This window comes from Actinoplanes sp. ATCC 53533 (assembly GCF_003947245.1).
Genome location: NZ_QHHV01000025.1, coordinates 25323 through 51822, shown reverse-complemented (window position 1 = coordinate 51822; position 26500 = coordinate 25323). Strand labels below are relative to the sequence as shown.

23 protein-coding genes are annotated in these 26500 nt (G+C 72.7%); 13 read left to right on the top strand and 10 right to left on the bottom strand.

All coding sequences use genetic code 11. The features are described 5' to 3' along the window. The first annotated feature begins 47 nt into the window (after positions 1-47). Positions 48-1100, top strand: a complete 1053-nt coding sequence (gene add, locus DMB66_RS09755) for an adenosine deaminase (RefSeq protein WP_125803704.1) — start codon at positions 48-50, stop codon at positions 1098-1100. Positions 1101-1112: 12 nt separating this feature from the next. On the opposite strand, the gene DMB66_RS65795 is transcribed toward add, so the two are convergent. Continuing rightward, positions 1113-1721 (bottom strand): biotin/lipoyl-containing protein, encoded by a 609-nt coding sequence (locus tag DMB66_RS65795; protein WP_370318352.1) that lies wholly within the window; start codon positions 1719-1721, stop codon positions 1113-1115. Positions 1722-1975: 254 nt separating this feature from the next. Here DMB66_RS65795 and DMB66_RS09745 point away from each other — a divergent pair, with 254 nt between their 5' ends. Next, positions 1976-2650, top strand: coding sequence for a hypothetical protein (locus DMB66_RS09745; protein WP_125803703.1), 675 nt, complete (start codon positions 1976-1978; stop codon positions 2648-2650). On the opposite strand, the gene DMB66_RS09740 is transcribed toward DMB66_RS09745, so the two are convergent. Next, the gene (locus DMB66_RS09740; RefSeq protein WP_125803702.1) at positions 2647-3828 is read right to left on the bottom strand and encodes an alginate lyase family protein; all 1182 of its coding nucleotides are present in this window, start codon (positions 3826-3828) and stop codon (positions 2647-2649) included. The genes DMB66_RS09745 and DMB66_RS09740 overlap by 4 nt on opposite strands. A gap of 559 nt (positions 3829-4387) precedes the next feature. Between DMB66_RS09740 and DMB66_RS09735 the strand changes: the two genes are divergently transcribed. The 3 genes from DMB66_RS09735 to DMB66_RS62485 all read left to right on the top strand — a co-directional run bounded on the left by DMB66_RS09735 (position 4388) and on the right by DMB66_RS62485 (position 6559). Then, the gene (locus tag DMB66_RS09735) at positions 4388-5287 is read left to right on the top strand and encodes an MFS transporter (protein WP_125803701.1); all 900 of its coding nucleotides are present in this window, start codon (positions 4388-4390) and stop codon (positions 5285-5287) included. Between the two features lie 88 nt (positions 5288-5375). After that, positions 5376-6221, top strand: coding sequence for an FAD-dependent oxidoreductase (locus DMB66_RS09730; RefSeq protein WP_199752182.1), 846 nt, complete (start codon positions 5376-5378; stop codon positions 6219-6221). Beyond that, complete coding sequence (locus DMB66_RS62485) at positions 6221-6559, top strand: hypothetical protein (RefSeq protein ID WP_199752180.1); 339 nt, start codon at positions 6221-6223, stop codon at positions 6557-6559. Before DMB66_RS09730 ends, DMB66_RS62485 begins: the two co-directional genes overlap by 1 nt. Before the next feature lie 6 nt (positions 6560-6565). Here DMB66_RS62485 and DMB66_RS09725 read toward each other — a convergent pair whose 3' ends face one another. The 5 genes from DMB66_RS09725 to DMB66_RS09705 all read right to left on the bottom strand — a co-directional run bounded on the left by DMB66_RS09725 (position 6566) and on the right by DMB66_RS09705 (position 13605). Then, positions 6566-7408, bottom strand: a complete 843-nt coding sequence (locus DMB66_RS09725; protein WP_125803700.1) for a hypothetical protein — start codon at positions 7406-7408, stop codon at positions 6566-6568. Positions 7409-7424: 16 nt separating this feature from the next. Beyond that, on the bottom strand, positions 7425-9023 hold the full coding sequence (locus tag DMB66_RS09720; protein WP_233624427.1) for an alkaline phosphatase: 1599 nt from the start codon (positions 9021-9023) through the stop codon (positions 7425-7427). Positions 9024-9137: 114 nt separating this feature from the next. After that, positions 9138-9851 (bottom strand): hypothetical protein, encoded by a 714-nt coding sequence (locus DMB66_RS09715; RefSeq protein ID WP_125803699.1) that lies wholly within the window; start codon positions 9849-9851, stop codon positions 9138-9140. A 69-nt stretch (positions 9852-9920) separates the two neighbouring features. Further along, positions 9921-10340, bottom strand: a complete 420-nt coding sequence (locus DMB66_RS09710) for a hypothetical protein (protein WP_199752178.1) — start codon at positions 10338-10340, stop codon at positions 9921-9923. A gap of 178 nt (positions 10341-10518) precedes the next feature. Continuing rightward, positions 10519-13605: an AAA family ATPase gene (locus tag DMB66_RS09705; protein WP_158647186.1), complete on the bottom strand. Its 3087-nt coding sequence runs from the start codon at positions 13603-13605 to the stop codon at positions 10519-10521. Positions 13606-13724: 119 nt separating this feature from the next. On the opposite strand from DMB66_RS09705, the gene DMB66_RS09700 reads away from it, so the two are divergent. Next, the gene (locus tag DMB66_RS09700) at positions 13725-14579 is read left to right on the top strand and encodes a class I SAM-dependent methyltransferase (RefSeq protein ID WP_125803697.1); all 855 of its coding nucleotides are present in this window, start codon (positions 13725-13727) and stop codon (positions 14577-14579) included. 91 nt (positions 14580-14670) lie between these two features. Here DMB66_RS09700 and DMB66_RS09695 read toward each other — a convergent pair whose 3' ends face one another. Both DMB66_RS09695 and DMB66_RS09690 read right to left on the bottom strand, forming a co-directional pair. Next, a complete protein-coding gene (locus tag DMB66_RS09695) occupies positions 14671-17211 on the bottom strand; it encodes an HAD-IC family P-type ATPase (protein ID WP_233624426.1) in 2541 nt (846 codons plus the stop codon). A gap of 51 nt (positions 17212-17262) precedes the next feature. Continuing rightward, the gene (locus tag DMB66_RS09690; RefSeq protein ID WP_125803696.1) at positions 17263-18060 is read right to left on the bottom strand and encodes a DeoR/GlpR family DNA-binding transcription regulator; all 798 of its coding nucleotides are present in this window, start codon (positions 18058-18060) and stop codon (positions 17263-17265) included. A 110-nt stretch (positions 18061-18170) separates the two neighbouring features. Between DMB66_RS09690 and DMB66_RS09685 the strand changes: the two genes are divergently transcribed. From DMB66_RS09685 to DMB66_RS09665, 5 genes are all read left to right on the top strand, one after another. Next, on the top strand, positions 18171-19463 hold the full coding sequence (locus DMB66_RS09685; RefSeq protein WP_125803695.1) for an alpha-glucosidase/alpha-galactosidase: 1293 nt from the start codon (positions 18171-18173) through the stop codon (positions 19461-19463). An 82-nt stretch (positions 19464-19545) separates the two neighbouring features. After that, complete coding sequence (locus DMB66_RS09680; RefSeq protein WP_125803694.1) at positions 19546-20433, top strand: SIS domain-containing protein; 888 nt, start codon at positions 19546-19548, stop codon at positions 20431-20433. Between the two features lie 17 nt (positions 20434-20450). Beyond that, entirely contained in the window at positions 20451-21779 is a 1329-nt protein-coding gene (locus DMB66_RS09675) for an ABC transporter substrate-binding protein (protein ID WP_125803693.1), read from the top strand. Further along, positions 21779-22723 carry a carbohydrate ABC transporter permease gene (locus tag DMB66_RS09670; RefSeq protein ID WP_125803692.1) on the top strand — a complete coding sequence of 315 codons (945 nt, stop codon included), beginning with the start codon at positions 21779-21781 and terminating at the stop codon, positions 22721-22723. The genes DMB66_RS09675 and DMB66_RS09670 overlap by 1 nt, the downstream gene beginning before the upstream one ends. Continuing rightward, positions 22723-23541 (top strand): carbohydrate ABC transporter permease, encoded by an 819-nt coding sequence (locus DMB66_RS09665; RefSeq protein ID WP_125803691.1) that lies wholly within the window; start codon positions 22723-22725, stop codon positions 23539-23541. Before DMB66_RS09670 ends, DMB66_RS09665 begins: the two co-directional genes overlap by 1 nt. A 35-nt stretch (positions 23542-23576) precedes the next feature. Here the strand turns inward: DMB66_RS09665 and DMB66_RS09660 are convergent, their stop codons facing one another. Continuing rightward, positions 23577-24488: a carbohydrate kinase family protein gene (locus DMB66_RS09660; RefSeq protein ID WP_125803690.1), complete on the bottom strand. Its 912-nt coding sequence runs from the start codon at positions 24486-24488 to the stop codon at positions 23577-23579. Positions 24489-24805: 317 nt separating this feature from the next. Between DMB66_RS09660 and DMB66_RS09655 the strand changes: the two genes are divergently transcribed. Both DMB66_RS09655 and DMB66_RS09650 read left to right on the top strand, forming a co-directional pair. Next, entirely contained in the window at positions 24806-25573 is a 768-nt protein-coding gene (locus DMB66_RS09655; protein ID WP_125803740.1) for an endo alpha-1,4 polygalactosaminidase, read from the top strand. 3 nt (positions 25574-25576) lie between these two features. Next, positions 25577-26494 (top strand): 1-phosphofructokinase family hexose kinase, encoded by a 918-nt coding sequence (locus tag DMB66_RS09650; RefSeq protein WP_125803689.1) that lies wholly within the window; start codon positions 25577-25579, stop codon positions 26492-26494. Positions 26495-26500 lie beyond the last annotated feature (6 nt).

Sequence of the window (26500 nt, the reverse complement as noted above, 5' to 3'; positions counted from 1 at the left end):
CATCGGTCTCAGGTTGACCTCAGCGTCACGACGACAGAATCAACAGCGTGCACGACAACGTAGGGCCGCCCACGCCGAAGATCGAGCTGCACGTTCATCTTGAGGGAACCGTGCGCCCGCCGACGTTGTTCGCCATCGCCCACCGGAACCGCCAGCCGCTGCCCGTGGAGTCCCCGCGCGAGCTGGCCGAGCTGTTCCGGTTTCGCGATCTGTCCCACTTCATCGACGTATGGAACCTCACCACCGCTTGTCTGCGTACCGCCGATGACTTTCGGCGCATCGTGGTGGACTACGCGGGCGAGGCCAAGCGGCACGGTGCGGCGTACCTGGAGGGCATCTTCACCCCGGAGCCGGCCGTCGCGACGGCGATCGGGCTCACGCGGATCTTCGAGGGTTTCTGCGATGGCGCCGCCGAGGCCGAGCAGACCCACGGGGTGATCGTCCGGCTCACGCCGGAGCAGTGCCGTGGCTGCGACCCGGACTTCGGGGCGGCGGTGGCCCGGGCCGCGGTGCGGTATCGCGGCCGTGGCGTGGTCGGCTTCGGTCTGGCCGGCCGCGAGGGCCGCTACCCGGACGCGCCCCACGTCGCGGCCATGCGCCTGGCCGCGGATGGTGGGTTGGGCCTGGTGCCACACGCGGGCGAGGCGGCCGGTCCCGGCTCGGTCCGGTCGGCGTTGAGCATGGGCGTGGCCAGGATCCGGCATGGGGTGCGCGCCGTCGAGGATCCCGACCTGGTCGCCGAACTCGCCGAGCGGCGAGTGGTGCTCGACGTCTGCCCGACATCCAACCTCCGCCTGCGGGTCGCCACCGCCGTTGACCACCCGCTGCGCCGGCTGGCCGCGGCCGGGGTCGCCTGCTCGATCTCCACCGATGATCCCGCGATGTTCGACACCGACCTCAGCACCGAGTACGCCCTCGCGGCAACACTCGGCGTCGGCCCGCCCGCCGCATACCGGGCCGGGCTCGCGGGCGCCCTGTGCGACGAAGCCACCCGCGCCCGGCTGGCGGCCCTCGCCCCACTTGACCGGGGCGCCCAGGACCCGTACCGGACGGCGGGCGCGCCGTTCCAGGGTGCCTCGACCTCGTCCTCGGACAGGTAGGCGAAGTGCGGCTCAGGCGCCAGGGCCCGGGCCACCGTCGTCCACGTCGGCGAGAGGCTCGATCACGGCGATGGGGGTGCCTACCGGCGCGGTCCTTCCCGCCGGGACCCGGATCTCGTGCAGCTCGCCGGAGGCCTCGGCGGGGATCTCGGTGTCGACCTTGTCGGTCGAGACTTCCACCAGCGGCTCGCCGGCCTCGACCCGGTCGCCGACCTGCTTGAGCCAGCGAATCACCGTACCCTCGACGATGTCCTCCCCGAGCGCCGGCATCGTGACGAGGACGGCCAGATCGCTGCGGGGTTTGGGCCGGCCGAGGGCTGGCCGATCCCGCGAAGCCAGGGCCGGTTCGCGACGGTAGCGCTTCCACAGGTGAATGACTCCGGACAGGGCGAGGAGCACCGCCGCGGCGCCCTTCCACTGCCGTTCGAACACCGGACGCTGGTCACCGAATGCGGCCTCGCCGGCAAGCCTCAGCCAGACAAGCACGACGAACGCGGCGACCAGACGCGAGACGGGTGCGGGCTTACCCCGGGAACGAACTGCCGACACCAGCACGAGAGCACTACTGGCGAGCACGACAAGGGGCAGCCCGATTCGCCACACGGAGTCAGGGAGCTGCACGGAAGGAGTATGGGGCAGGGACCGCCGGTTCACCCACGGAGCCGGGTCCTCGGGCGAGAGCTGCGTCGCCAGGTCGCTGGCGGGCGAGCAGTCGCCACGCGGTCGAGATCATGGTCGAAGCTGCAAACCTCCGGACCGTGGATCGAGCGTTGAGCCATAGGATCGCGGGGTGGACGACCGGCGGCGGGCCGCCGCGTTCCCCGCCTGGCTTGGTCTTTGACCTGTACGGCACGGCAAGGAGGCGAGTCGACGGCATGGATCCACGGCTTCGCACCGCGGTGGACGCGAGCCTCGGGTGGTACGACGACCTCTGTGCGCTGCACGGCGTCGGATCGGTGCTGGCCGACGGGCTCTGGAGCGCGCTCGGCGCCCCGCCCCCGCTGCATTCCGATGCCGTGGTCGTCGAGCCGGCGGTGACCGCCGGCCAGGTCCTGGCGCGCCTCGACGGCCGGGTGCGCTGCGGGGCGAAGGACAGCTTCGCTGCCCTGGACCTGTCGGGCGAGGGGATGAGTCTGCTGTTCTCGGCCACCTGGATCTATCGCGACAGCCTGCCGCCGGGGCGTGGCGTGCCCGCCGGGTGGGCGCCGGTGACCAGCGCGACCGAGCTGAACGCGTGGACCGCCAACCACGATACCGGCGACGTCCTGCTGCCACCGCTGCTGCGCCGTGCGCACTTCCGCATCCTGGCCCGGTACGTCGACGACCGCATCGTGGCGGGGGCGGTCGCCCGGTTGGGCAGCGGCGTCGTCGACGTGTCCAACGTGTACGCGGTCGATGGGCATCCACTGGACTGGGCGGAGTTGGCCGCGGTGATCGGCGGGCACTTCCCGGGCCGGCCGCTTGTCGGCTACGAGCGCGGGGAGGCACTGACCGCGGCGCGCGCCGGTGGGTTCGTGCCCACCGGCGACCTCAGGGTCTGGTTCCGCTAGCTGGGGTTGTTCGCGTGGGTGAGGGTTTCCCAGGCGAGGAAGTAGTTCGCGCCGGCCGGCCGCTTGGCCTCGGTGTATCGCTGGGTGGTCGGCATGTCGTAGCCGCGCCGGTTGTGGAAGTGGTTGAACACCACCTCGGTGGTGGCGCCCAGCCCGAGGCTGACGTCGCCGCCGCACAGCCAGGACGGCGCCGCCGTCCCCGACTCGTACCGGGTGTGGAAATAGGCACCGTCCGTCAGCCGTTCGCTCTGCTCGGCGTAGAGGTCGATGCCCTGGTGCCAGGCCGTCTCCGCGACGTGGGCGGCCGCCGCCAGTCCCCAGCCGGTGTGGCCGAAGTCGCGGCATGTCTCCTGGGCCAGGCCGTCGGCAAAGGTGTCCTGACCCTGCCAGTACGCGACCAGCTCCGCGCGGGTGTCCTTGCCCGGACAGGTCGGCGGCGTCCTGGGCTGGGCGCCGTCGGCGGCCTGATAGACGTACGCGGGCAGGCGGCCCCGCCAGATCGCGATCGCCTTGTCGAACGAGGTGCGGTCGTCGAGGAACACCGCGATGCCGGTGGCGGCGTCCGTCATGATGAGTTCCCAGTTGCCGTTCTTGCAGCCGGCGCCGTTGATGATCTCCGGCAGGTAGACGGTGCGCAGCATCGTCGCGAACCTGTTCATGGTCGACCAGCCGGGATAGCTGTACCGGATCACCTCGGCGGCACGCGCGAAGGAACTGCCGGCCCAGCCGGTCTGCAGCGGCGCGTTGGAGTTCGTGTGGTCCTGGAGCACGGCCGACCACGCGTCCATGATCTGGACGGACTTCTGGGCGTGCCGGATGTCCTGGGTGATGTACCACATCAACGCGTGGGTGTACGCGGCGATGGCGTCGCCGCGCTCGTCCGAGCAGCCGTTGTTCGGGTTCGACGACGATCCGCACTCGACGATCGCGCGCGGTTTCGGGTTCCAGGACAACGCGGCGTAGCTGCTGGCCCGCATCGCGTCGTATGCGGCCTTCCAGGGCTGGGTGCCGGCGAGCGCGTTCCGCCGGGCGAGGTCGAGTTGGCCCCGGCTGACCAGAACGCCGGGGTGCTGGAACGCGGCGGCCGCGGTGGGTCCTCCGGCGGTGGCGGCGCGTGCCGGAACCAGCAGGGCGGCGGCCACCAGCACGGCGGCCAGCAGGCGTGAGGTGCGGGGCATGGCTCCTCCGGGGAAAGAGCTTTTAGGTTTGTTTCCCGTGAGCCTGCCCAAGGAATCCATCGAAGTCAATGGCTGCAGGTGATCCGATGTTCGGTGCGACGAATCGGCCGATCACCGCCAAGGTCCGGCTGGGTGGCGCGGACAGGTCGGATGAATCATGGACCGGTCGCTCAGTCGTGGTCGTAGACGGGTCGGGTCGCACCTGGACCAACCGGGTAGCGCCCAGGGCGAAGTCGTTGCCGGAGCGCTGAGCCCGGCTCGCGAAATCGCCTTTTCCGGCCCGTTCGCCGGCGGCTAGGGTCGGGCGGCGAGACCACGAAAGCGGAGTGACCCCACGAGGAGCTGAGGCATGCCCGGTCGTCCGAGCGCGCGCTGACGTCGTAGGCCGTTTCCGGCCCGTCATCGCGTGCTGCCCTTGCTGGCGCGGCACAGCGAGCCTTTCCCTGCCCACGATCCGGGCGGGTCCTGTCCGCGGCAACCCAAGGGGCCTCTGTGCTGTCCGAATCCGTCTCGCCGAGCCTGTGGCGCAATCCCGATTTTCGCAGACTCTGGGCCGGCCATGTCCGTGTTCTTCGACGTGGCCTACCAGGCCTCCGTCGTCCGGCTGCTGGCCCGCGATCAGCTGGGCCGGGGCAACAGCGTGATCGAGGGCAGCCGGAACGCGGCCCAGATGGCCGGACCGGCCCTCGGCGGGACGCTGGTGTCACTGCTGTCCGCGCCGATCGCCGTCGCGTCGAGCGCCCTGTTCTTCGTACTGTCGTTCCTGTCGATCGCGCGGATCCGCCACCGCGAGTACGGCCCGCCGCGAGGCGGCCGTGTTCCCGGGGTCTGGCGGCAGATCCACGAGGGCCTGCGCTTTGTCGCCGGCGACGTCTCGCTGCGGACCGTGGGACTGGCGTCGGCGGCGTACCAGTTCTCCTTCGCCACCACGATGACCGCCTATCTGGTCTTCCTGACGCGGGAGCTGCACCTGTCCGGCACCGCCGTCGGGCTGGCGCTCGCGGCGACGGGGCCGGGCGCGCTCGTCGGCTCGCTGCTCGCCGCCCGCCTGCCGGGCCGGTTCGGGTACGGCGTGGTGCTCGTGTCGGCGGCGGCAGTCGGCGACGGCGTGATGCTGTGCGTGCCCGCGCTGCACGGCCCGCCCGCGGTGACGGTTCCGCTGCTCGTGGCGGTCAACTTCGTGTTCGGCACCTTCGGCCAGCTGGTCAACGTCACGGTCATGGTCATCCGGCAGGCCCTGACCCCGGACAGGATGCAGGGCCGCGTCGCCGCGACGATCAACTTCGCCGGCATGGGCATGCTGCCACTCGGATCGCTGCTCGGCGGCCTCCTCGCCCAGGAGTGGGGGTTGCGCGTCAGCCTCCTGGTGACGGCCGCCGGCATGTTGCTGTCTCCCGTCCTGCTGGGCCTGTCCCCGCTCGCCCGCCTGGGACGGGACCTGCCGGCTCCGACACGGTGAGGCCCGCGTCACATCGACCCCATGTCACGAACGAGCGCGCGGCTTGCATCTGGTGGTCGTCAGCAGGCACCCGGAGAAGGGCGAAACGATGAGCACACAGCACGAGGCCGGCGCGGCGAGCACCCACCGCGTCCTGATCGTCGGGGCGGGTTACGCGGGCATGTCCGCGGCCGTGCAACTCGCGGCCCGGGTCAAGGGGCGCGGCGACGTGGAGGTGACACTGGTGAACGCTCAGGAGCGGTTCACCGAGCGGCTGCACATGACGGCGACCGGGCAGCACCTCGCCGAGCTGAGCATCCCGCGGTTGCTGGAGGGCACGGGTGCGTGGTTCGTCCGCGGCTGGGTGACGGCGGTGGACGCGGGCGCGAAGACCGTGCGGATCGACGACGACCGGGATCTGCGCTACGACACGCTGGTGTACGGGCTGGGCAGCGTCGCCGACCCGGCGGTGCCGGGGGTCGAGGACTACGCGTACACCCTGAACAGCGCCCAGGACGCCGAGGCGCTGGCCGACCGGCTGGCCCGGCTCGGCGGCGGTACGGTGGTCGTCGTCGGCAGCGGGCTGACCGGCGTCGAGTCGGCCGCGGAGATCGCCGAGCGGCACCCGCAGCTGACGGTCGTGCTGCTGGGCCGGCGGGAGCCCGGGGTGGCGATGAGCCCGAAGGCCAGGGCATACCTGCGCTGGCCCGCCTGGGAATCCAGGTGCGAAGCGGGGTCGAGGTGGCGAAGGTGCTGCCCAGTGCGGTCGAACTGGTGGGCGGCGGGAGCATCGCGGCGGGGGAGCGTTCCGAAGCCGCCGTACGGCAGACCGCGCACCGCGCTCGTGACCACGTCCGGGCCCGGCGGCCGCGCTTCACCGCGGACCGGTCGCGGCAGCGCGAGGTCACGGGGCTGTTCTTCGCGGCCGCGACGGGTGGCGACGTCAACGCCCTGATGGAGCTGCTGTCCCCGGACGTCACACTGTGGACCGACGGAGGCGGCAAGGTCCGTCAGGCCCTGCGCCCGGTCATCGGCGCGCGACCGGTCGCCGCCTGGTTCGCCGCCATCGGCACCGTCACCTACCAGGGCGTCGATCCCGCCGACCGGAGCGCCCGGCTCGTCGAGATCAACGGCGGGCCGGGCCTGCTGTTCAGCGGGCCGGGCCGGGTGATCGCCACCGTCACCTTCGACTTCGCCGCCGACGGCCGGATCACCGCCGTTCACAACGTGGCCAACCCGGACAAACTCTCCGCCGTCGCCGATGGCGCCGTCCACGACCTCGGGACCCGGTGAGGCGGCCTACCCGACGGTGAGCTCCACGATCCGGGACTGGTCGTTCGCGGTGTTGGCGGCGTAGGTGACGATGCGCAGCGCGTCGGTGTGCTGCGTCGGGAAGGTGCTGCTGACCGTGGCGGCGGTGTTGCCGCGCACCTCGGCCACGGTGTGCCAGCCGGCGGCGGTGGCGAGCTGGACGTCCCAGTCGCGCAGCCCGTAGCGCGCGGTGGGGAATTCCGCCGAGTCGACCGTGGCGATGTCGACCCGGCTCAGCCGCTGCGGGGTGTCCCAGGTGAGCTGGTACCAGTCCGGCCACTGCCGGCCGGTGCCGTCGGCCCAGCCGGTGCCGTAGCCCCAGTGGGCGGGGTCGGCGTCGCCGTCGACCGCGCCGCACACGAGGAAGCCGGCCCGCGACGAGGACGCGCTGACCCGCGCCGCGGCCCGGGCCAGGTTGGGCGAGGGCTGGGGCGGCGAGACGGTGACCGGTACGTCGACCCGCTGCTCGCCGCTGGTCACCGAGACGGTGTAGGCGCCGGCCGCGGTTCCGGTGGCGGCGACGACCGGGACCCCGACGGTACGGGTGTAGCCGACCGGCAGCCACGTCGAGATCAGCCGCCGGGGCAGGCGCAGGGCCGGGGAGGAGGTGAGCACGGCGTCGGCGTAGACCGGGGCCGGGCCGCGGTTGGTCAGCCGTACGAGAAGCTGCCCGCCGTTGCACTGCCCGGTGGCGATCGGCAGGGTCTGGGGATCCACCGTCAGCTGCACCCCGGTGGTGGGCGGTTCGGCGGCGGCGGGAGCCGCGCCGCCTACCGCGACGGCGACGACGGCGAGCAGGGCGGCCAGGCGGCGCGCTGGGGTGTGGTCCATGAGTTCCGTCGTCCCCTCAGGCCGGGCCCAGGCCCGGGCGGTCGCGGTGGGATACGAACGAGGCCCGGGTGGCGATGGGCGCGCCGGGACGGGTGACGTAGGGCAGCACCCGGTAGTCGGCGCGCAGGGTGTCGCGGGTCAGTTCGCAGCGGATGTATCCGCGCTGGGCGTTGGCGAACCGCAGGTGCGGGTTGTCGCGCCGCTGCTGCTCCAGGCCGGGGGTGCTGTCGGTGCCGTCGCTGGCGCTGGAGACGGACGTGCCGACCAGTTCCACCGCCACGGCGGCCGAGGCCGGCGCCGCGAAGTCCACCCGCAGGTCGGCGGCGTAGTTGAAGTGGACGTCCCCGGTGAGGACGACGGTGCCGGGGACCCGGCCGGCCGTCTGGAGGAGCTTGCGGCGGTCGGCCGCGTAGCCATCCCACTTGTCCATGTCGAGGCGGGGCGGTTGCCCGCCGTAGCGGACCTCGGCCATCATCACCTGCTGCGCCAGGATGTTCCAGCGGGTGCCGGAACGGGCGATGCCGTCGAGCAGCCAGCTGCGCTGGGCGGTGCCGAGCAGGGAGCGGCGCGGGTCGTCGCGGTCGGCGCAGCCGGCCCGCAGGCCGTCGCCGCAGGCCTGGTCGGAGCGGTACTGCCGGGTGTCGAGGACGTGCGCCTCGGCCAGGTCGCCGAACCGGATCCGGCGGTGCAGCCGCAGGTCAGCGCCGGTCGGCCGCTGCGGGCTGCGCAACGGCAGATTCTCCCAGTACGCGCGGTAGGCGTTGGCCCGCTGGACCAGGAAGTCGCCGGCCGGGATGTCGAAGCGCGGCACCCCGGCGGCATAGTTGTCCTGGACCTCGTGATCGTCCCAGGTCAGCACCCACGGGAAGGCGGCGTGCGCGGCCTGCAGATCCGGATCGGAGTGGTACAGCGCGTACCGCAGCCGGTAGAGGTCGAGCGTGTCGGTCGCCAGTTCGAACACGTCCGGAAGCTGGAGCCCGGTGTCCATCCGGATGCCGCCCACGCTGTTGACGGCGCCCTCGTACATGTAGTCGCCGAGGAAGAAGACCACGTCGAGGTCCTCCGCGGCCAGGTGCCGGTAGGCGCTGAAGTATCCGTCGGTGTAGGACTGGCAGGACGCGACCGCGAAGCGCAGCGCGCGCGGCGACGCCGACGCCGCCGGCGCGGTCCGGGTCCGGCCCACCCGGCTCAGATGCGCACCGGCACGGAACCGGTAGAAGTAGTCCCGGCCTGGCTTCAGCCCGCGCACGTCGACGTGGACCGAGTGCCCGTAGTCCGCCCGCGCGGTCGCCGTGCCGGACCGCACCACCCGGGTGAACGCGAGGTCCTCCGCGACCTGCCACTGCACCGGGTAGCTGACGAACGGCAGGCCGCCCATGGGCTCGAACGGCCGCGGCGCGAGCCGGGTCCACAGCACCACGCCGTCGGGCAGGGGGTCGCCCGAGGCGACACCCAGCAAGAATGGATCGGTACGCGGTGCCGCCGCGGTCACCGCCGCCGAAGCGGCGACCGGCGTGAGCGCCGTGACCAGCGCGGCACCACCGAGGGCGAACAGCGCGCGACGGGGCAGCGCCGCCACCCGGCAGTCCGGGGCAGGTCGGTGCGGTGGCAGCATGAGGGCTCCTTGCGGCGGCTACGCGTGAACGCCACTGGATCAACCTCGCAGCCTTCCGGCGGATACGCCCACGGAGCCGCCGGCTGGTCACCTGGTCGGGTGACCAGCCGGACCTCAGGCCAGCAGGGCCTCGCGCATCTCCTTGCCCGGGTTGATCCCGCCGACGATCCGACCGTCGGCGGGATCGTGCACGTCGACGGTCCTGTTGCGCCGCATCAGCTCGCGGACCGGCGGCGGCAGCGGGGGAGGGTCCGGCATGGCCGCGCGGAGCTCCCGGGCGGTGGAGATCAGCCCGCCGGCCAGGGCGGCGGCGTCGGTGTCCACCCGGACGCGGGCCCACTCCCAGCCGGCGAGCGTGAGGTCGAGCACCTCGAACAGGTGGGCCAGCAGGGGGTCCGGGTCGGTCACCCGTACGGTCCGGCGCGCCTGGCCGCCGATCACCGTGACGGCCGCGCTGACCTGCACGTACGGGTGCAGGCCGCCGGGCAGCGCGAACAGCGGCCACCGCAGTTCCGGCCCGGCCGCCCGCCACAGCGGCCGGTAGTTCGCCCGGTCGACGGCGAAGCCGTGGCCGGTGCGCCGGTGCAGGTCGGCGGCCTGGGCGAGCAGGTCGGCGTGGGCCGCGTCCGCGAACATGCCCAGCATGCCGGCCGCCACGAGCAGGCCGTCGTCACCGTCGAGCAGCCGGGCGACCGCGCCGGCCTGGTCGGCGAACCGGACCCGGACGTGCGCGCCGAACTGCTGCCGGGCCTCCGTGAGGAGTCGCTCCTGCCGGTCCGGGTCATGCTGGACCTGTCGCCTGCCCAGCCCGAGCCGGAACCACCGCATGTCGCCTCGTTTCGCCGGGCAGATGAAAGGACGCCGCCATGCTAGTGGAGGGCGCGATGCCCCGTTCGTTCAGGAATCGTGCCGCTCGCTCGCGGGGACGGGCGTCCGGCGGTTGGTGCGTGCCGCGGGCACGGCGGCGAGGACGAAGGCGATCACTCCGAGGAGTGCGGTGGCCGGGTTGACGTAGCCCGGCACGGTCGAGGTGGTGTACGCGCCGCCATCGCTGAGCTGGCAGTCGAAGCGAAGCCACCCGTAGCCGACGTCGTACCCGACGACCTGGCTCGCGATCTGGTCGCCCGCCTCACGACACGGCCCGAGCGGAGCGGAGGCTGTTCCACCGTCCTCCGCCTGCGATACCGCCCCCAGCACGTGAAGCATCCCCCACACGTACAGGGAAACGGTGCCCGAGCAGGCCAGGAGAACTGCCATGCGCTGCCAGCCGCGCTGTGCCTGTCCCCTGTTCTTGCGCAGCGCCAAGAGCGCACGCACCGCGAGAACCACTGCGGCGACTGCTCCGGCCAGCGATGCGCCTGCTAGAACGAGAAAGTGCACAGTGCCCCCGTGGTAGTCGGGCGGGAGTGTCATGGAGCAGGTCGCACCGGCCGCCTCAACATACAGTCCGCATTCCAGTGCTGGTGCCGGTGACCGTGCCTCCGAAGGGAACGGGTCACGGTCGCGCGGCGGGTTCGCCGTCGTAGCGGCAGGCGTGGCCGGTCCGTACGCTTCGGTCCAGATGGGTGCCCAGGGCCGGGAGCACGGCACCGATCCGCCGGATGGCGTCCCGGATCCGGGCGGTGACCGCTTTGCGGGCACGTTCCGCCGCGGTCGGGCCCAACGTGCGGACGGCGCCGCCGGGGCGGGTGGCGTGGCGCACCTCGGCGAGCAGCCGTTCCCGCTCGTCGCTGGCCCGCTGCCGCCGGGCCAGGTCCGCACCGGCTTCGGCCTCCGCCAGCTCGTCGTCGAGGTCGGCCAGCCGCCGCCGGTATGCCCGCAGTCCGGCCCGGTCCAGCACCGGCTCGTCCGCGACCCGGTCCACCACCGACGGGCCGCCCTCGGCCGCCAGCTCCATCGCGGTCACGTCGGTGCCGGGACGGGCCAGCAGTACGGCCAGATCGCGCAGGCCCTTCGCGTCCCGCAGGTAAGCGGTCTCGCCGTGGTAGCCGACCTGCCACAGGTCACCGACGCGGCGCAGGGTGGCGCCGCTGGTGGGCGCGGGCACGCCGAGGCCGGCCAGGGCGCGGCGACTCTCGTCCTCCCAGATCCGGGCACCCAGCCGCCGGTGCACGTCGAGCGCCTGGGACAGCGACTGGGCGGCCCGCGCCGGGTCACCGAGCGCGGCCTGGAGCAGCCCGACGCGGTGCGCGTGCGCACCCATGAAGCAGACCAGTGCGCCGTTGACCGCGCAGGTGTCCGCCAGCGGCAGCAGGTCGTTGAGCAGCAGCTCGCAGAGTGCCCGGTCGCGCAGCGCGATGGCGGCGGCGGTGAGCTCGCCCACGAAGACCGACCAGAGGTACGAACGGTCGGCGCGCCAGTCGTCCAACGCCAGTACGGTGTCGACCTCGCGCCGGGCCGCGACCAGATCACCGGCCCGGGCCAGGAAGCCGGCGGCGACCGCGTGGGCGTGCGCCGGGGCGCCGATCCACCATCGCACCGCCTCGGCGGCGGTCCGGCGCAGTTCGCCGGGGTCGGCGCGGGCCCGGACGATCTCCAGGCGCTGCGACATCCGGACGTTGCCGGTGTCGCTGTCACCCACCGCGTCGCCGATCGCCGCCGCCTCGCGGCTGAGCCGGTCGCCGTTCTCGATGTCGCCTTCCAGCAGCGCGAGCGCGGCCAGCCGGGTGCGCAGCAGGTAGTCATGCCGCGGCTGGCGCAGCTCGCCGGTCACATGGGCGTACTCGGCGAAGGCGGCTCGGAAAGCGGCCGAGCCGTTCTCCAGATGCGCCGTCGCCGACAGCAGCAGCGCCTGGGCGTGTCGCTCAGGGTCGCCGGCCCGCCGCGCGGCGGCGGCGATCTCGGCGGCGATCTCCGTGCGTCGCGCGCCGGTGCCGGGCGTCCACATCGTGTCGTGCTGGGCGAGCAGGCAACTGGCCAGAGTGGCCGAGTCGTCGAGGCGGCGGGCGATCGCCACCGCCCGCTCGGCGTGCGGCCCGGCCCGCGGGCGGTCGGCCGGCACGGAGTGCTGCAACTGGCGGGCCAGCGCCGCGGTCACCTGAGCCTCGGCGGGGCTGCCCCGCCCGTCGAGCGCCACCCGCGCGGCTTCCAGCACGGCGATCAGATCGGTACGCGGCATGGCGAACCGGGCGCCGACCCGGTCCAGGCCCAACGCCACCGCGCCGAGCAGATCGCCGTCGCCGGTCGCCGCGGCCGTCTGCCGGGCGGTGTCCAGCAGGGCCCTCGCCTCCAGCGCGTCCCCGGCCCGCAGCAGCAGGTCGGCCTCCCGGGTCAGGAGATGGACCTGGTCGGCATCGGTCAGCCGGCGACCGGCGTCGGCGACTGCGGCGCGTACCCGGCTCAGGTGCCCGGCCGCCTCGGCGAACGCGTACCGGGCGGTGTCCGCGTCGGCCGCGGCGTGCGCCCAGGCGACTGCCGGCCCGGGTCCGGACTGCCCGATCGCGGCGGCGAAGTGCCGGGCCAGTTCGGCCGGGAACACCGGGCCGCCGCGCTCGCGCCGGCGCTGCAACGCCTGCGCGACCCGGTCGTGCAGGTCGAGCCGGCGCGCCGCGGGCAGGGCCGCGTAGATCGTCTCGCGGTACAGATCGTGGGCGAAGCGCACCGGATCCCCGTCCGCGCCGTCGACCAGCACCCCGGCGGCCCGCGCCCAGTCGATCCGGTCGGCGACCACGGCCACCGGCTCGGCGCAGACGTCGCTCAACACGTCCGGCAGGAGCGCGGCGCCCGCGACCGCGGCCGCGTCGAGCAGCGCCGCGCAGCCGTCCGGAAGCCGGGCCAGGCGGCTTCCGATGGCGTCGCGCACCGCGGCCGGCACGCCGGCGGCACTACCGCCGGCCCGCAGCAGGTGACACAGCTCGCGCGCGAAGAACGGGTGCCCGGCGCTGCGCTGATGCACCAGGGCGGCCCAGCGCGCCGCCGCCTCGACGCCGGACTCCGTTCGCACCAGGTCCGCCACCTCTTCCGGGGCCAGCCCGCGAAGATTGATCAGCTCGGCCGCGATGGCGAGATCGGCGAGCGCCGCGGCGACCCCGGCCGGCGGCTCACCGGGCCGGTACGCGCCGACCAGCAACAGCCCGCCGGGCCCGGCTTGCCGGGCGAGGAAACGCAGCAGATCCACCGACGAGGCGTCGGCCCACTGAAGGTCGTCCAGGACCACCACCACCGGCCCGGCGGACACGGCCCGGGACAGCAGCCCGCCCACCGCGTCGAAGATGCGCACCCGGTTGACGTCGTCGGGCCCGGCTCGGGGCGACGGGCCGGCCAACTCCGGAACGATCGCAGCGAGGGCCGGGTCGGCGTCCCGCCGGAGGTCCGCGCGGGCGAGCAGCAGGCCACGCAGCGCCTGGGTCCACGGCCACCAGGCCGGCGCGCGGTCGTCGTCCCAGCAGGTGCCGCGCAGGATCGCGCCGGATCCCGCGACCGTCTCGGCCGCGAACCGGCTCAGCAGCGCGGTCTTGCCGATCCCTGCCTCGCCGGTGACCAGGACCAGCCCGGACCACCGCGGGTCCGGCCCGGCGGCGCACGCCCGGTGGGCGGCGAGCAGCCGGCCCAGCGGTTCGGTCCGGCCGACGAAGCGTGACACCACCGCATTGTGGCCCGGCCGGGGCGGGTTCGGGAAATGCCAGCCCGGTTCTGGCAGATGCGGACGAACTTCTGGCGCGTACCGGGTGACTACCGATCCGACCGACTCCGGAGGACACGATGACCAGCACATTCGATCCGATCCGCTACAAGACCACCACCCGGGCCCAGTGGGAGGAGGCCGCCGAGGCGTGGCACCGGTGGGGCCCCACCATCGAGGGGTGGCTGGGCGACGCCACCGCACGGATGCTCGACGCGGCCCGGATCACCGACGGCAGCCGGGTGCTGGACGTCGCCGCGGGCGCCGGCGGACAGAGTCTCGCGGCGGCCCGTCGCGTCGGCCCGTCCGGCCACGTGCTGGCCACCGACATCTCGCCGACGATCCTCGAGTACACAGCCAAGGCGGCCACCGACGCCGGCCTGACCACGGTCGCCACCCGCGAACTCGACGGCGAGCAGCTCACCGTCGACGCCGGCACGTTCGACGCGGTCATCTCGCGAGTCGGCCTCATCTACTTCCCGGACCAGCAAGCCGCCCTGGCCGGCATGCACGCCGCGCTGCGTCCCGACGGACGGATCTCCGCGGTGGTCTACTCGACCGCGGACCGCAACGGGTTCTTCTCGATCCCGATCGGCATCATTCGCCGCCGGGCCCAACTTCCGCCGCCGCAGCCGGGCCAGCCGGGACCGTTCAGCCTCGGCGGCCCGGGAGTCGCCGAACGGGTCCTGACCGAGGCCGGTTTCCGCGACGTCGACGTCGAACGGGTCTCGTCGCCGGTCCGGATGGCTTCCGCCGCGGACTGCGTCCGGTTCGAGCGGGAGTCCTTCGGCGCGCTGCAGCAAATGCTGCTCGGCCTGGCCCCGGCCGAGCGGGAGGCGGCCTGGACCGAGATCGAGGACGCGCTGCGGCAGTTCGAGGGCCCGGACGGATTCACCGGACCGTGCGAGATGCTGGTCGTCTCGGCCACCCGCTGACCCGGCCGTAGCCGTCCCGGCCGGGCCCGGAGCTGCGGAAACGCGGTCTCGGGCGCCGCCACGTCCGGGTCCGACGGGAATCCGGACGTGGTCATGGCTCGTCGTGGAGGCCGAGCACCCGTTCCAGCAGGTGGTATCGCCAGAACAGGCGCAGGGTGCAGAACCATGGTGGGAACGCCGCGCCCACGGCGAGGAACGCCGCCGGGTCGCGGATGAGGCTGAAGTAGTTCGCCAGCGGCGGTGCGATGAGGATGACGACGAAGATCGCCATCAGGACGGCCACGAGTGCGGCGGGTCGCTTGTCCGGCTGGACCGTGGTCCAGCCGGCGAACATCCGCCAGGGTGGCACCAGGAACAGGATGAGGGCGAAGGCCGACACGGAGGTGAAGACGCTCAGGCCCGTCTGCGCCACGATCGTGGCCGCCTGATCGGTGAACGCGGTGTCGGACCGTACCAGCCCGAACTGCTCGAAGCGTGCCAGCAGGCCGACGGGCACCTGGGTGGAGGGCAGCACCGCGCGCACCAGCTGGTAGAGCCCGGCGTAGACGGCGACGCCGAATATCGACGTCACCAGGGCGGCGGGCACGACGAACCGGGCCAGCGAGCCGATCATGCCGGGCTCCGGCGCCGTCGGCGGCGCCCACGCGGTGAGCACCATGGTGGGCAGGCCGACGGTGAACAGGACCAGAGCGACCTGGGCGGGCTCGTACGGGAAGCCGAGCCCGAGGATGGCGACGCCGATGATGACCAGGATGGACGTGCTCACCCGGGCCAGGTAGAGGTACATCGAGGTGGTGATGCCGGAGATGATGCGCCGGCCCTCGCGCTGGGCCGGGGCGATCGCCTCGAAGGCGTCGTCGAGCAGGATCACGTCCGCGACGTCGCGGGCGACGCTGTTGCCGCTGCCCATGGCGATGCCGACGTTGGCCGTCTTCAGCGACGGTATGTCGTTGACCCCGTTGCCGATCATGGCGGTGTACCGGCCCTGTCCGCGCAGCGCCGCCAGCATGCGTTCCTTCAGCCGCGGCGTCACCCGGCCGAACACGACCCCGTGCGCCACCGCCTCGCCGAACGCTTCCGGCGTCATGGCCTCCAGGTCGGCGCCGGTGCGCGCCTCGGGCCCCTCGATCCCGATCCGGCGCGCCAGCGCCGCCACCGTCCGGGGATCGTCACCCGAGATGATTTTCACCGCGACGCCGCGGCTGCGCAGCTCACCGAGGGTCTCGGCGACCCCGGACCGGATCTCCTCGACCAGGGCGACCAGGGCGAGCGGCCGCAACGCGGGCAGCCGCGGCTCACCGTCGGCGGCCCGCAGATCCGCCTCCGGATCCGACGCGACGGCGAACAGCAGCACCCGCAGGCCCTGCCCGGCCAGCGTGGCCGCCTCGGCGTGCAACCGGCCACCGGAGGCCGCCGCGTCTGCCGGCAACGCTGCGCGCAGCGACTCGATCGCGCCCAGCACGTAGCAGCCCGGCGGCTCCCCGGCCGGGCCGGCGCCGCGCACGGCGCTCCAGCGGCGCTCGGGAGAGAACGGCACTTCCTCCTCCACCCGCAGGCGGGTGCCGGGGAGCGCGCCGGCGAGCGCGACGATGGTCGCGTTGCGGCTCGGTGTACTACTGCGGACCATCGCGCCCAGCAGGCGCCGGACCTCGGCCGGGTCGGCGCCGCCGAGGATCTCTATGTGCTCGAGCCGCAGCGCGCCGGTGGTCAGGGTGCCGGTCTTGTCGGTGCACAGCACGTCGACGTTGCACAGCGACTCCACGGCGTTGATCCGCTGGATCAGCGCGCCGCGCCGGGCGATGGTCGCGGCGCCGACCGCGTAGGAGATGGTGATCAGGAAGAACAACCCGTACGGGACGAGCCCGGACAGGACCGCGGCCGTCTGCACCACCCGCACCAGGGACAGCCCCTTGAGGGCGGCCTGCGCCAGGATCGCGGCGCTCATCAGCGCCACGGTGAGCATGATCAACCGCACGATGAAGTCGATGCGCCGCTGCAGCGGCGTGCGTTCGACGGTCCGCGCCCGGGCCGTCGTGGTCAGCGTTCCCACATTGCTGCGGGCACCGACCGCCTCGGCGATGTGGAAGCCCGTACCGCTCAGGCACAGGCTGCCCGAGAGCAGCCGGTCGCCGGACTGCTTGATGACCGGCTCGGCCTCGCCGGTCAGCAGCGACTCGTCGACCTCGAGCCGTCCGTCGCCGGCGACCGGCCCGTCGACGACGACCTGGTCGCCCGCGGTGATCCGGATCAGGTCGCCGCGGACCAGATCCTCCGGCGGCACCTGCTGCTCCAGGCCGTCGCGGATCACCGTGCAGGGCGCGCGGTCCAGCAGCCTGAGCCGGTCCAGCTTCTGCTTGGCCCGGATCTCCTGGACCGTGCCGATCAGCGAGTTGAGCAGGCCGAGCCCGACGCTGACCAGCGCGTCCTTCGTGCGGCCGAGGGACAGCAGGGTCAGGCCGATGGCGAAGAGAAAGTTGTTGAAGAGGGTGAACAGGTTTGCCCGCAGAATGCTGAGGTGACCACGGGACCCGGCCGCCGCGACGCGGTTGACCTCGCCGCGGGCGCGGGCCGCCGCGACCTCCGCCGACGTGAGCCCGGCCGCCGGGACGGACATGGCGGTGGTCGTCGTCATCGCAGTATCACCAGTCCGTCGTCCCGACGGACCGTCACCGTCACCCAGTGATCACCGTACGCCGTCCGGGGCGCTCGCGACGATGACCTCGGTGCCGGCCCGGCGGATCGCCTCGATGCCCGCCGGGTCCGCGCTCGCGTCCGTGACCAGCATGGCCACCTCCGTGATCGCGCAGATGCCGGCCAGGCAGACCTTGCCCACCTTCGAGCCGTCCGCCACCACGATCACCCTGTCCGCGCGCTTGATCATCACCGCGTTGGTGTTCGCCTCGATCTCGTCGTGGGTCGTCAGGCCGCCGCGGGCGCTGATGCCGTCCACGCCGACCACCGCGACCGCCATGTTCAGGCCGGCCAGCGCGTGGTCCGCGATCGGGCCCACCAGCTCGTAGGACTGGGTGCGGGAGACGCCGCCCGTCATGATCAGCTTGAGCCGGGGGCGCAGGGCCAGTTCGGCGGCGATGTTCAGCGCGTTCGTCACGACCGTCAGGTCGACCCGTTCGGCCAGCAGCCGGGCCAGCAGGTGGGTCGTGGTGCCGCCGGTCATGCCCAGGGTCAGCGGGCCCTTCGGCAGCAGCGCCGCGACCTTCCGCGCCACCAGGGCCTTCTCCTCGCGGCGCTGCCCCACCCGGTAGCGGACCGGCAGTTCGTACGCCACGTCGACGGCGACCGCGCCGCCGTGGGTGCGCGACAGCAGCCGCTGGTCCTCCAGGACCTGCAGGTCGCGGCGGATCGTGGCGGGGGAGACCCGGAACTCGTCGGCCAGCTGCCCGGCGTCGACCGAGCCGTGGCTGGCCACCCGCTCGAGGATGGCCGACACCCGGTCGGCCCGGCGCAGCGAACTCTGTGGCATGTGTCCTCATACAAAAAGGAATGATCAAACGCGCAGTCACTGTAGTTCGTTTCCAAGCGAAAGACGAGTTTTCCTTGCGCGCTTGGGACGTATCGGCCAAGAATCCCGCCATGACAGTGATCGCCTTCCTCGGCGCGGGCAGCGTCGTGTTCACCCGTGAGCTGCTCGCCGACATCCTCTCCTTCGACGAACTGCGCGGGGTCACCCTCGCCCTGCACGACATCGACGCCGAGCGCCTGGCGACGGCCGAGGCGATCGCCCGGCGCACGGCCGAGCAGCTCGGCGCCAAGCCGGTCGTCACCACCAGCCTGGACCGGCGGGCCGTGCTCGACGGCGCCGACTTCGTCATCAACGCCGTCCAGGTCGGGATGCACGCCGCCACCGTCCGCGACTTCGAGATTCCCGCGAAGTACGGGCTGCGCCAGACCATCGGCGACACGCTCGGCGTCGGCGGCATCTTCCGGGCGCTGCGCACGTTCCCGGTGCTCGACGGCATCGCCCGGGACATGCGGGAGCTGTGCCCGGACGCGCTCCTGCTCAACTACACCAACCCGATGGCGATGAACATCGGCTACCTCGCGGCCGTCGCCCCGCAGCTCAAGGCCGTCGGCCTGTGCCACTCGGTCTACTGGACCGTGCGCGATCTGAGCGAGCTGCTCGGCGTCCCGTACGGGGAAGTGGACTACACCGGCGCGGGAGTCAACCACCAGGCCTGGCTGCTGCGCTTCGAGCACCACGGCGAGAGCCTGTACCCGCGGCTGGACGACCTGCTCGCCCGCGAGCCCGGGTTGCGCCGCCGGGTCCGGATGGACATGTACGCCCGGCTGGGCTACTTCCCGACCGAGACCAGCGAGCACTCCTCGGAGTATCTGCCCTGGTATCTGCGCGACGACGCCGAGATCGCCCGGCTGCGCATCCCGGTCGGCGACTACCTCCGGATCAGCGCCGGCAACGTCGCGGAGTATCACGCCGTGCGCGAGTCACTGCTGGCCGGCGAGCCCCTCGACGTGAGCCGCGACGCCACCGAGTACGCCCCGCAGGTCATCCACAGCATGGTCACCGGGACGCTGCGCCGGATCCACGGCAACGTCGCCAACCACGGGCTGATCAGCAACCTGCCCGAGGGCTACGCCGTCGAGGTGCCGTGCGTGGTCGACGCCCTGGGCGTACGCCCGGAGCGGGTCGGCGCGCTGCCGCTGCAGTGCGCCGCGCTGAACCGCGGGTTCGTGAACGTCGGTCAGCTGACCGTGCGGGCGGCGGTCACCGGCGACAAGCGCATGGTCCGGCAGGCGGCGATGGTCGATCCGAACACCGCCGCCACGCTGTCCGTGGAGCGGATCTGGGCGTTGTGCGACGAGCTGACCGCCGCGCACGGCGACCTGATCCCCGAGTCGCTGCGATAGCCGAGCCGATACGTGCAGTGTGGAGTGCTCGTTTAGCCGGGAAACCTTGAGAAACGAAAACAAACGAGCATAATCCTCGATCATGAACGACACGTCGGAGGAAATCGCCAGCCAGCCCGCCGTCTGGGAGCGGGGCCTCGCGCTGACCGCCCAGGCCCGCCGCGAGCTCGCCGTGCCGGGGGAGCGGGTGCTCGTCCTCGGCTGCGGCACGTCGTGGTTCGTCGCCCAGAGCATCGCCGAGCTGCGCGAGAGCGCCGGCCTCGGCGAGACCGACGCGGTCTGTGCCTCGGAGTACGTGCCGCGCCGCCGCTACGACCGCGTCGTGGCGATCACCCGCTCGGGCACCTCCACCGAGGTGCTCGACGCGCTGCGCCAGGTGCCGGCCGGCACCCACCGGGTGGCGGTCACCGCCGTCGCCGGCGAGCCGGTCGACACGCTCGCCGAGACCCGGCTGCTGCTCGACTTCGCCGACGAGCGCAGCGTGGTGCAGACCCGCTTCCCGACCACGGTGCTGGCGCTGGCCCGCGCCGCGTTCGGCGCGGACCTGAGCCACCTGGCCGCGGACGGCGCGGCCGCGCTCGCCGCGCCGCTGCCGGCCGACCCGGCCGGCATCGACCACCTGGTCTTCCTCGGCACGGGCTGGACCGTCGGGCTCGCCCACGAGGCGGCCCTGAAGGTCCGCGAGGCCGCGCAGGCCCACTCCGAGTCGTACCCGGCGATGGACTTCCGGCACGGCCCGGTCGCGGTCGCCGGCGCGCGGAGCCTCATCTTCTCGTTCGGCGACGTGCCGCCCGGGCTCGACGAGGTCGGCCGTACGGCGGGAGCCACGACCTATCGCGACGACCGTGACCCGCTCGCCCAGCTGGTCCTCGCCCAGCGTTTCGCCCTGGCCCTGGCCGCGCACCGCGGCCTGGACCCCGACCGCCCCCGGCTGCTCACCAGATCCGTGGTCCTCACCGACGCGGTTTGACGAAAGTAGGTACAGGGATGACCTCCATTCGGCGCGGCCGGCGGACCCGGCTGCTGGCCGCCGCTAGCGCGATACTGTTTCTGACCGCGGCCTGCACGGGCGGCGGGACCGACGACGGTGACGACGGCAAGGACGCGGCCGCGGGCTACGACCCGGCGGCGGCCGTCACCCTCACCTGGTGGACCGGTCAGACCTCGGAGGCCGAGCAGGTCGCCGAGGGCCTGGCCGCGGAGTACCACGCCGCTCATCCCAACGTCACCATCAAGACCTCGGCGGGCGCGCCGACCACCGACGAGCTGCTGACGAAGCTCTCCGCCGGCTTCGCGGGCGGCAGCTACCCGGACATCTCGTACGCGTTCGGCAACTGGGCCGGCGACCTCGCCGCCAGCGGCAAGACCCAGGACCTCACCGCCTTCGTGGCCGATCCGTCGTTCGCCTGGACCGAGATCCCCGAGGCCGCCCGGACGGTGGCCACCTCGGGCGGCAAGGTGATCGGCATCCCGGCGCTGGTCGACAACCTGGCCCTGATCTACAACAAGAAGCTCTTCGACGCCGCCGGCGAGGCCTATCCCACCGACGACTGGACCTGGGAGCAGTTCCGGGCCGCCGCCAGGAAGCTGACGAACCCGGCGACCAGCACCTACGGGACCGCGTACTCGGTCTCCGGCAGCGAGGACACCACCTGGCACCTGTGGCCGCTGCTCTGGCAGCACGGCGGCAAGATCCTCGACGGCACCAAGCCGGCCTTCAACTCCGACGCCGGCGTCAGGGCCCTGGAGACGCTGCGGGCGATGGCCGTCGACGACAAGTCGATGTACCTCGACCAGACCGATGAGAAGTACGGCCCGCTGTTCAACAGCGGGCACGTCGCGATGATGCTCTCCGGCCCGTGGTCGCTGCTGGACATCAAGGACGCCAAGCTCGACTACGGCGTGGCCGCGCTGCCCGGTGTCAACGGCGACCACCAGACCGTCTCCGGCCCCGACCTGTGGGTGCTCTTCGACCACGACGACGCCAACCGGGCCGGCGCCGCCCGCGCCTTCATCAAGTGGCTGACCAGCGCGCAGATCGACGCCAGGTGGAACCTCAAGGTCGGCAACCTGCCGCTGCGCTCCGCCGAGCGGAGCACGCCCGAGTTCGCCGCGTACGTCAAGGAATACCCGGGCGGGCAGAAGTTCTTCGACAACCTGGCCAACGCCAAGCAGGCGCGGCCCACGGTGGCCGGCTACGAGGTGATGTCCCGCAACGTCGGCGACGGGATCGCCAAGGTGCTGCAGGGCGCGGCCACCCCGAAGGAGGCCCTCGACGAGGCCGCCCGCAAGTCGGCCGACGCCCTGGAGGAGTGATGGCGCTGACGTTCGCGGCGACGCCCCGTACCCCTCAGGTCGTCGCGCCCCGGCCACGCGGAAAGCGTGGCCGGGCCGCCCGGCGCTCGCTCACCGGGTGGGCGTTCGCCGGGCCGGCGACCCTGCTGGTGGTCGGGCTGTCGATCTTCCCGGCGGTCTGGGCGTTCTTCATCTCCCGCACCAAATGGAACGGGATCGCGCCGGCCACCGACGTCGGCTGGCGCAACTACCAGCGGATCGCGACCGACCCGGACGCGATCGCGGCGGCACAGCACACGCTGGTGCTCACCGTCCTGTTCGTGCCCGGCTCGATCCTGCTCGGCATCCTGATCGCGGTGGCGCTGAACCAGAAGATCCGGCTCATCGGCTTCTACCGCACCTGCATCTTCGTGCCCTACGTGGCGTCGGCCGCCGCGACCGGCATCCTGGCCAGCTTCGTCTTCAACCCGCAGTTCGGCGCGGCCAACGAGGCGCTGCGCCGGCTCGGCCTGCCCGCGCAGCAGTTCCTGGAGAGCCCGGGCCAGGCGCTGATCGTCATCTGCCTGATCGCGCTCTGGGGCGAGGTCGGCTTCTGCGCGGTCATCTACCTCGCCGCCCTGCAGGACATCCCGCGCGAGCTGGTCGAGGCGGCCACCGTGGACGGCGCGGGCAAGTGGCGGGTGTTCCGGCACATCACGCTGCCGGAGCTGCGCCCGGTCACCGTCTTCACCGCGATCTGGCAGACCATCACGGCGATGCAGTTGTTCGACCTGATCTACACCACCACCCGCGGCGGGCCGATGAACAGTACCCAGACCGTCGTCTACTACATCTACGAGCTGGCATTCCAGACCCAGAGACTGGGGTACGGCGCAGCCGTCGCCTACCTGCTCTTCGCGGTGACGATGCTGCTGACCGTCGGCGTCATCTGGTACAACCGGCGCTCGGGATCGGGGGCCTTCTGATGCGCCGCCTGCCGTTCAGCCCCTGGCACCTGCTGCTCATGCCGCTGGCCCTGGTCTTCGTCCTGCCGCTGGTGCAGATGGTCCTGACGTCGTTCATGAGCGCGCAGGAGATCAACCAGTTCCCGCCGAAGCTCATCCCGACCAGCCCGCATCTCGACGGCTACCGGGCGCTGCTGAGCGAGTCGCACATCATCCGCTGGTTCGCCAACACCGTCCTGGTGTCGGCGATCGCGGTCGTCTCGCACCTGATCCTGTGCTCGCTGGCCGGCTACGGCTTCGCCCGGCTCAAGTTCGCCGGCCGCGGCCTCGCCTTCCTGGCGGTCGTCGCCACGGTGATGATCCCGATGCAGCTGCTGATGATCCCGACCTACCTGATGTTCGCCCGGGCCGGCATCGTCGACACCCTGGCCGCCGCGTTCGTGCCGTGGCTGGCGTCGGCGTTCGGCATCTTCCTGATGCGGCAGTTCTTCCTGTCGCTGCCGGTCGAGCTGGAGGAGGCGGCCCGCCTCGACGGGTGCGGCACGCTGCGCACGTTCGTCAGCGTGGTGCTGCCGCTGGCCCGGCCGGCGCTGGCCACCCTGGCGATCTTCACCCTGCTGTCGAGCTGGAACGACCTGCTCTGGCCGCTGGTCGCGATCAGCGACGACAGCAAGTTCACGCTGCAGGTCGGGCTGGCCAGTTTCCAGGGCACCCGGCGCACGGAATGGTCGCAGCTGATGGCGGGCAACGTGATCGCCACCATGCCGCTGATCATCGCGTTCCTGGTGGCCCAGAAGCGATTCATCGCCACGATGACCTTCAGCGGGCTCAAAGGCTAGGCCGCCGCCGACAGCGGCCCAGCCTTCGGCGTGGATCAGGCCGGGACCGGGCTGAGCTCCGCGCGGGTGGCCTGGGCGGCCGTGCCGCCGGCCGCCCGGGTGCTCAGCGAGCCGGCCACGGCGGCCCAGCGGATCGCCTCGCCGAACGAGAGCCCGCCCAGCCGGGCGGCCAGGAAACCGGCGTTGAAGCTGTCGCCCGCGCCGGTGGTGTCGACGACGTCGACCGCCAGGCCCGGCGCCGAGCTCTCGTCGCCCGGCCACCACGCGCGGGCGCCCGCCGCGCCGTTCTTCATCACCACGGTCGTGCCGCCGGCGACGAGCTTGGCCGCGGCGGCGTCGACGTCCTGCTCGCCGGTGACCGCGCGCAGTTCGTTGGCGTTCGGCAGGAACACGTCGGTGTGCGAGAGGATGTCCGCGATCGACTCCCACTTCTCGGTGGGGTCCCAGTTGGTGTCCAGCGAGGTGGTCACGCCCTTGGCGCGGGCCCGCTCGAACACCGCGGCCAGCCCGGCCGCCAGTCGCGGCTGCAGGTAGAGCGACGCGACGTGCAGGTGCCGGGTGGCGGCCAGGTGCTCGTCGGTGATGTCCTCCGGCAGCAGCGTGGGGATGGTGCCCGGCAGCGTGAGGATCGCCCGGTCGTCCTCGCCGGGCGTCAGGATCACGCTCAGGCCGGTCGGCAGGCCGGTCGCCGTGCGGGGCAGGATCAGCGCGACGCCGCGCTCGCTGAGCCGCTCGCGGGTGATGTCGCCGAACACGTCGTCGCCGATGGCCGTCAGCAGCGACGTCGCGAGCCCCAGCCGGGCGCAGCCGGCGGCGGTGATCGCGGCGGAACCGCCGAGGACCAGGTCGGCCCCGGTCAGCAACTGCTCGGCCTGGCCGAAACGGGGGCGCACGTCCCCACGCAACACCAGATCCGGGTTGGCGTCGCCAACAACGAGCACGTCCATGATGTCCTCCGGCTGAACTCGAAACGGTGTCCAAATGTGCAACGGAAATTGCACACTTGCCCCTAACTACCCGACAGAAGTGGCCCCGGAGCACCATACGCGCACAAACGACTGTTGACACCTGAGCGTTCGATCAGTTGAATCGCTCACAACGATCGAGCCCAGCCGGTAGCCAGCCCGGCAACTCCATCGCCACGGTGCGCTCTCGACGCACCCGAGGCGGGGCAGATCCCTGAGCATCCCCAGGAGTCTCAGTGGTGGTCACCCGTACCCTCCGGCACGCCTGCGTCGCCGTCACCGCCGCCTTCGCCGTCGTCATGGGTTTCACCCTGCACGCGGACGCGGCCACCATCACCAGGACCGCGGCCTACTCGCTGCCGCCGGTCAACGCCCCGTTCGACTACCAGATCGGCCAGGCCTACACCCCGCCGTCCGGGGTGCGAGTGGTCAGCCGGGACCGCGAGGCCGCGCCGGCCGCGGGCCTCTACAACATCTGCTACGTCAACGCGTTCCAGGTGCAACCGCAGGAACTCGCCTGGTGGCAGCAGAACCACGACGACCTGCTGCTGCGCGACGCCGCCGGCGAGTACGTCGTCGACGGCGCCTGGGACGAGCTCGTCCTCGACATCCGCACCCCCGCCAAGCGCACCGCGCTGGCCGCGATCGTCAACGGCTGGATCGACGGCTGCGCCGCGAAGGGCTACCAGGCGGTCGAGCCGGACAACATCGACACCTACGACCGCTTCGACGACCTGCTCACCCGCGCCCAGGCGGTGGCCTACCTGGGGCTGCTGGCCCCGCACGCGCACGGCGCCGGCCTGGCCATCGCCCAGAAGAACACCACCTCGCTCGAGGGCCAGGGCAAGGCGGCCGGGCTCGACTTCGCGATCGCCGAGGAATGCGGGCGCTACGACGAGTGCGGCGACTTCACCGACGTCTACGGCGCCAACCTGATCGTCATCGAATACACCGACAGCGCCTACCGGAAGGCGTGCAGGGCGGTCGGCGCGACCGTCTCGGTGGTACGCCGCGACGTCGACGTCACCGCCCCGGGCAGCGGCACGTACGTCTACAACGCCTGCTGACCGATGATCGTCACGGTCACGCTGAACCCGGCGCTCGACCTCACGTACCGGGTCGACGCGCTGGTGCCGCACGGCACCCACCGGGTCGCGGCGGTCGCCGAGCGGCCCGGCGGCAAGGGGATCAACGTGGCGGCGGCGCTGCGCGCGCTCGGCGAACCGGTCCTGGCGACCGGTCTGCTGGGCGGCGCGACCGGCGGCCGGGTGACCGACCTGCTGGCCGGCGAGGGCCTGCCGGCCGCGTTCGTGCCGATCGCGGGCGAGACCCGGCGGACCGTCGTGGTCGCCGACCACGACGACGCGACAGGCTTCTGGGAGCCCGGCCCGCGGGTCACGGCGGGGGAGTGGGCGGCCTTCGTCGCCCGCTTCCGCGAGCTGCTGGGCCCGGCGTCGGTGGTGGCGCTCAGCGGTTCGCTCCCGCCCGGCGTCCCGGTCGACGGGTACGCCGTGCTGATCCGTCTCGCTGCGGCGGCGGGGGTGCGCACGGTGCTGGACAGCAGCGGCGAGGCCCTGCGGCACGGGCTCGCCGCCGGCCCCGACCTGGCCAAGCCCAACGCCGCCGAGCTGGGCGCCCTGCTGGAGGACGTGGCGGGCGATGGGGATCTCGCCGATGCGGGGGTGGCGCTGGCTCTCGGCGCGCGGGCCGTGGTCGTCTCGCGGGGCCCGCGCGGCGTCCTCGCCCTGACCCCGGACGGCGCCTGGCGCGGCGTACCCCCGGAGCGGATCGCCGGAAATCCCACCGGCGCGGGTGACGCCTGCGTCGCCGCGCTGGCCCGCGGCCTGCGCGACAAGACCCCCTGGCCCGGCCTGCTCGCCGACGCGGTGGCCCTGTCCGCCGCGGCGGTCGCCGCGCCGAGCGCCGGCGCCGTCGACCGGGACACCTACCGCCGCCTGCTGCCCGCCGTCCGGGTCAGCGCGGCCTGAGAGGAC

What these genes read in the sequence shown, in the direction of transcription:
- DMB66_RS09745 (WP_125803703.1), top strand. Translation starts at nt 1,976, where the DNA reads ATGGATCCACGGCTTCGCACCGCGGTGGACGCGAGCCTCGGGTGGTAC.
- DMB66_RS09740 (WP_125803702.1), bottom strand. Translation starts at nt 3,828, where the DNA reads ATGCCCCGCACCTCACGCCTGCTGGCCGCCGTGCTGGTGGCCGCCGCC.
- DMB66_RS09735 (WP_125803701.1), top strand. Translation starts at nt 4,388, where the DNA reads ATGTCCGTGTTCTTCGACGTGGCCTACCAGGCCTCCGTCGTCCGGCTG.
- DMB66_RS09730 (WP_199752182.1), top strand. Translation starts at nt 5,376, where the DNA reads ATGAGCACACAGCACGAGGCCGGCGCGGCGAGCACCCACCGCGTCCTG.
- DMB66_RS62485 (WP_199752180.1), top strand. Translation starts at nt 6,221, where the DNA reads ATGGAGCTGCTGTCCCCGGACGTCACACTGTGGACCGACGGAGGCGGC.
- DMB66_RS09725 (WP_125803700.1), bottom strand. Translation starts at nt 7,408, where the DNA reads ATGGACCACACCCCAGCGCGCCGCCTGGCCGCCCTGCTCGCCGTCGTC.
- DMB66_RS09720 (WP_233624427.1), bottom strand. Translation starts at nt 9,023, where the DNA reads ATGCTGCCACCGCACCGACCTGCCCCGGACTGCCGGGTGGCGGCGCTG.
- DMB66_RS09715 (WP_125803699.1), bottom strand. Translation starts at nt 9,851, where the DNA reads ATGCGGTGGTTCCGGCTCGGGCTGGGCAGGCGACAGGTCCAGCATGAC.
- DMB66_RS09700 (WP_125803697.1), top strand. Translation starts at nt 13,725, where the DNA reads ATGACCAGCACATTCGATCCGATCCGCTACAAGACCACCACCCGGGCC.
- DMB66_RS09695 (WP_233624426.1), bottom strand. Translation starts at nt 17,211, where the DNA reads ATGACGACGACCACCGCCATGTCCGTCCCGGCGGCCGGGCTCACGTCG.
- DMB66_RS09690 (WP_125803696.1), bottom strand. Translation starts at nt 18,060, where the DNA reads ATGCCACAGAGTTCGCTGCGCCGGGCCGACCGGGTGTCGGCCATCCTC.
- DMB66_RS09685 (WP_125803695.1), top strand. Translation starts at nt 18,171, where the DNA reads ATGACAGTGATCGCCTTCCTCGGCGCGGGCAGCGTCGTGTTCACCCGT.
- DMB66_RS09680 (WP_125803694.1), top strand. Translation starts at nt 19,546, where the DNA reads ATGAACGACACGTCGGAGGAAATCGCCAGCCAGCCCGCCGTCTGGGAG.
- DMB66_RS09675 (WP_125803693.1), top strand. Translation starts at nt 20,451, where the DNA reads ATGACCTCCATTCGGCGCGGCCGGCGGACCCGGCTGCTGGCCGCCGCT.
- DMB66_RS09670 (WP_125803692.1), top strand. Translation starts at nt 21,779, where the DNA reads ATGGCGCTGACGTTCGCGGCGACGCCCCGTACCCCTCAGGTCGTCGCG.
- DMB66_RS09665 (WP_125803691.1), top strand. Translation starts at nt 22,723, where the DNA reads ATGCGCCGCCTGCCGTTCAGCCCCTGGCACCTGCTGCTCATGCCGCTG.
- DMB66_RS09660 (WP_125803690.1), bottom strand. Translation starts at nt 24,488, where the DNA reads ATGGACGTGCTCGTTGTTGGCGACGCCAACCCGGATCTGGTGTTGCGT.
- DMB66_RS09655 (WP_125803740.1), top strand. Translation starts at nt 24,806, where the DNA reads ATGGGTTTCACCCTGCACGCGGACGCGGCCACCATCACCAGGACCGCG.
- DMB66_RS09650 (WP_125803689.1), top strand. Translation starts at nt 25,577, where the DNA reads ATGATCGTCACGGTCACGCTGAACCCGGCGCTCGACCTCACGTACCGG.